Origin of the sequence: Deinococcus pimensis DSM 21231, assembly GCF_000519345.1 — a bacterium.
In the GTDB taxonomy this organism is placed as follows: Bacteria; Deinococcota; Deinococci; order Deinococcales; family Deinococcaceae; genus Deinococcus_A; species Deinococcus_A pimensis.
Window position 1 is genome coordinate 42,668 of sequence record NZ_KI912636.1, and the last position, 4,270, is coordinate 46,937.

Annotated in this window: 5 protein-coding genes; 3 read left to right on the top strand and 2 right to left on the bottom strand. The window is 69.8% G+C overall.

The features are described from left to right. Positions 1-197: 197 nt before the first annotated feature. Together DEIPI_RS0108055 and rplS are read right to left on the bottom strand one after the other, a co-directional pair. Positions 198-1,178, bottom strand: a complete 981-nt coding sequence (locus DEIPI_RS0108055; protein WP_027481436.1) for a malate dehydrogenase — start codon at positions 1,176-1,178, stop codon at positions 198-200. Positions 1,179-1,339: 161 nt separating this feature from the next. Next, positions 1,340-1,783: a 50S ribosomal protein L19 gene (gene rplS, locus DEIPI_RS0108060; protein WP_027481437.1), complete on the bottom strand. Its 444-nt coding sequence runs from the start codon at positions 1,781-1,783 to the stop codon at positions 1,340-1,342. A gap of 384 nt (positions 1,784-2,167) precedes the next feature. On the opposite strand from rplS, the gene lipB reads away from it, so the two are divergent. The 3 genes from lipB to DEIPI_RS39265 all read left to right on the top strand — a co-directional run. After that, positions 2,168-2,875 (top strand): lipoyl(octanoyl) transferase LipB, encoded by a 708-nt coding sequence (gene lipB / locus DEIPI_RS0108065; protein ID WP_027481438.1) that lies wholly within the window; start codon positions 2,168-2,170, stop codon positions 2,873-2,875. Between the two features lie 11 nt (positions 2,876-2,886). Next, positions 2,887-3,876, top strand: coding sequence for a lipoyl synthase (gene lipA, locus DEIPI_RS0108070; RefSeq protein ID WP_045233935.1), 990 nt, complete (start codon positions 2,887-2,889; stop codon positions 3,874-3,876). A gap of 127 nt (positions 3,877-4,003) precedes the next feature. Next, a partial coding sequence (locus DEIPI_RS39265) for a tetratricopeptide repeat protein (RefSeq protein WP_027481440.1) occupies positions 4,004-4,270 on the top strand: 267 nt, incomplete at its 3' end.

Sequence of the window (4,270 nt, forward strand, 5' to 3'; positions counted from 1 at the left end):
CGTCCGCGCCGCCTACGAGGACCTCCTCGCGCTCGCGCGCGGCACCACCGACTGGAACGAGGACTCCGCGGGCGGCATGTCCGCCGCGCTCGCGCACGTCTGCTACCACCTCGGCGCGGTCCGGCAGGCCCTCAAGAAGCTCGGCTGAGCTCAAGAGAGGGGCGGGCGCCGGGTGGCGCCCGCCCCTCTCTCCATCCCTAGAACAGGTGCTCGACCGCCGCCTTCTCCTCGGCGAGCTCCTGGTAGGTCTCGTCCATCTTGCGGCGGCTGAACTCGTTGATGTCGAGGCCCTGCACGATCTCGTACTTCCCGCCCGCGCAGGTGCAGGGGAAGCCGTAGATGACGCCCTCGGGAATGCCGTAGCTCCCGTCGGACGGGACGCCCATGCTGACCCAGTCGCCCTCGGGAGTGCCGAGCGCCCAGTCGCGCATGTGATCGATGGCGGCGCTCGCCGCGCTCGCCGCGCTCGACGCGCCGCGCGCCTCGATGATCGCCGCGCCGCGCTTCGCGACCGTGGGGATGTACGTGCCCTCGTACCACGCGTGATCGCCGACGAGCTCGTAGGCGTTCTGGCCGTCCACCTCGGCGTGGTAGAGGTCCGGGTACTGCGTGACGCTGTGGTTGCCCCAGATCGTCATGTGACGGATGCCCGTCACGGGCCGACCCGTACGCGTCGCGAGCTGGCTCAGCGCGCGGTTGTGGTCGAGACGGACCATCGCGGTGAACTGCTCGGGGCGCAGGCTGGGCGCGGAGCGCATCGCGATGAGGGCGTTCGTGTTGGCGGGGTTGCCGACCACGAGGACCTTCACGTCACGGCTGGCGACGTCGTTGAGGGCCTTGCCCTGCACCGTGAAGATCGCACCGTTCGCTTCGAGCAGGTCCTTGCGCTCCATGCCGGGGCCGCGCGGACGGCTGCCGACGAGCAGCGCGTAGTCCGCGTCCCTGAACGCGACGTTCGCGTCGTCGGTCTGCACGACGCCCCCGAGGAGCGGGAACGCGCAGTCCTCGAGCTCCATCACGGTGCCGCGCAGACGGTCGAGGCCCTGCGGGATCTCGAGGAGCTGCAGGATGACGGGCTGGTCCTTGCCGAGCATGTCTCCGGCGGCGATGCGGAAGAGCAGGCTGTATCCGATCTGACCGGCGGCGCCGGTCACGGCCACACGTACGGGTTCTTTCATGCGTGAATCTCCCTTCGGTACCTTGAAGCGGACACATGCTAACAGAAAGCGGTCAGCGGTCGGGGTTCGGCGGTGCCCAGGCGCCAGCGCGACCGTGGACGGCCGGAACACGCAAAAGGCGCCTCCCGTGGGGAGGCGCCTCGCCCGAAGCCGGAATCGGCTCAGTCGTCCTGCTGGCGGCCGGTCTGCGCCTCGGCGGCGGCCGGGGCGGCCTTGTCGGCCTTGGCGGGGGCGTCGCGCATCATGCGGCCACGGTCGACCTTGATGCGGGCGGCCTTGCCGCGCAGCTCGCGCAGGTAGTACAGCTTGGCGCGGCGGACCTTGCCGCGCTCGAGCACCGCGATCTTGTCGATGACGGGGCTGTTGAAGGGGAAGACGCGCTCCACACCCTCCTGGAAGCTGATCTTGCGGACGGTGAAGGACTTGCGGGTGCCGCTGCCGTTGATGGCGATGACGACGCCCTCGAAGGCCTGCACGCGCGTGCGGTTGCCTTCGGTGACCTTCGTGTCCACGCGGACGGTGTCGCCCGCCTGGAAGTCGGGGAGGTCGGCCTTGAGGTGGGGCTGCTCGATCGAGCGGAGGATGGCGCCACGGTTGATCTTCATAACTGTCTCCTTCGCGACAGGCGGACCGGTCCACGCGCACCGCGCTGGGTGTCGCTCGGAAAGACGTGCTTCCCTTCGGGCCGTTCACTGCCACTTCGCCCGGCCTCGGGGGCCGGGGCACAGTCTGAAAGTATACCCTGTGGACTCCGGTAGTGCCAGATGGGGAGTTTGTGCCCCTATGGCTCTTCCCATCGTGAGGACGGGTTTAGAATGCCGGGCGTGAAGGCAGACGGAGCGGCCATGAGTGGAGAGACGCGTGAACGCACCAGGCAAGAGGACCCGACCGCTCGGGTCCGTACGACGGCGGCCATGAGTGGAGAGACGCATGAACGGCCCGGGCATGAGGACCCGACCGCTCGGGTCCGTACGACGGTCGGGGCGGCCATGAATCCAGGGCGTCCCTTCGACGTCCTCGACCTCGGGCTGCTGCCCTACGCGGACGCGTGGGCGCGGCAGCGCGAGGAGCATGCCCGCGTCGCGGCAGGTGGGCGGCCCACGCTGATCCTCGTGGAGCACCCGCCCGTGCTGACGCTGGGCCGCAAGGCGCGCGAGGGCGCGAACATCGTCGCGCCGCGCGATCTGCTCGCGGCCAACGGCATCGACGTCCACGAGGTGGAGCGCGGCGGCGACGTCACGTACCACGGCCCCGGCCAGCTCGTGATGTACACGATCTTCCCGGTGGGACGGCGCGTGCGGGACTTCCTGCGGCTCCTGGAGGCCGTGACGGTCTCCGTGGTGGAGTCCTACGGGATCGCGGCGCGCGCCAATCCCGGCTACGCGGGCGTCTACGTGGACCCGCGCGACGTGAACGGGCGGACCCTCGATCAGAAGATCGCGTCGATCGGCGTGGCCGTGCAGCGTGACGTGGCCTTTCACGGGGTGGGCTTCAACGTGACCACCCTTCTCTCGCACTTCGACCTGATCCTGCCGTGCGGTCTGCAGGACACGCAGATGACGTCGCTGGAACGCGAGCTGCGCGCGCGCGGACGCGAGGTGCCCCCCATGCATGAAGTGAAGGCCCGGACCGTCCGGGCCTTCGAGGAGACGTTCGCGTCCTACGACTGGACGCTGCCCCAAGGAGTGAACGAGTGACGACCGACCCGGTGAACACCCAGGAGACGAGCGAGCCGCGCTTCATCAAGAACGGCATCTACCGCAAGAACGCGGAACGCGTCCGCGAGCCCAAGCCCGCGTGGCTGAAGGTGACCATCCCGACGGGCGAGGTGTTCGGGGAGGTCCGCAAGATCGTCCGCGAGCACCGCCTGCACACCGTGTGCGAGGAGGCGATGTGCCCGAACATCGCGGAGTGCTGGTCGCGCGGGACGGCCACGTTCATGCTGATGGGGCACATCTGCACGCGCGCCTGCCGCTTCTGCGCGGTGGACACGGGCAACCCGATGGGCCGCCTCGACCCGACGGAGCCCGCGCAGGTCGCGGACAGCGTCCGCCTGATGAACCTGAAGTACGTGGTTCTCACCAGCGTGGACCGCGACGACCTGCCCGACGGCGGCGCCTACCACTTCGCCCGCACGGTCGAGACGATCAAGAAGGTGTCGCCGGAGACGCGCGTGGAGGCCCTCACGCCGGACTTCGGGGGGAACACGAACTGCGTGGACCTCGTGCTCGCGGCGGGCGTGGACGTGTACGCGCAGAACCTCGAGACGGTGCGCCGCCTCACGCACCCGGTTCGTGACATCCGCGCGGGCTACGACCGGACGCTCGCGGTGCTGGCGCACGCGAAGAAGGCCCGGCCCGACGTGTACACCAAGACGAGCGTGATGCTCGGCCTCGGCGAGACGCGCGAGGAGATCATCGAGACGATGCGCGACTGCCGCGAGGCGGGCGTGGACGTCCTGACCTTCGGGCAGTACCTGCGCCCCACGCACCACCACCTGCCCGTGGAGCGCTACGTCACCCCGGAGGAGTTCGCGGAGCTCCGCGAGATCGGCATGGAGATGGGCTTCGTGGAGGTCGTGTCCGGGCCGCTGGTCCGGTCGAGCTACAAGGCCGAGCAGCTCTTCATGGACCGTCCGGGCGACTTCCCGGAGCACCTCGGGCACCTGGAGGCGGACAGCACGCTCGGGATGCTCTGAGCGTGGAAGGAGACGGGCGCGGCCAAGCGGTGTGGCCGCGCCCGTCACGCTCAAAGGGTCTTTGCGGAGTTTCACATATACGCCGTCACGCGCGTGTCAGGCTGGGTCTGCCCGCGATGGAGCCCTGATGTCCGACACCGACACGCCCTGCCCGTCCCCGCCCGGTGAGTCTGCCGTCTCGCCGGACGCGGTTCGCGCGGTTCTGGAGGTGGACGACGAACGCGCGCTGAGTCTGGCGCGGGCACTTCTCGGGAAGCGCGAGCGGGCGCGCGATCACCCGGGCGTGGTGGAAGCGCTCCTGCTGGCGGGCCGCGCGGAGCTCAACCTCGGACGGCCCGGGGACGCGTACGGCACCTACGGGGAGGCGCTGCGCGGCGCGCGCGCCCTGCACGAT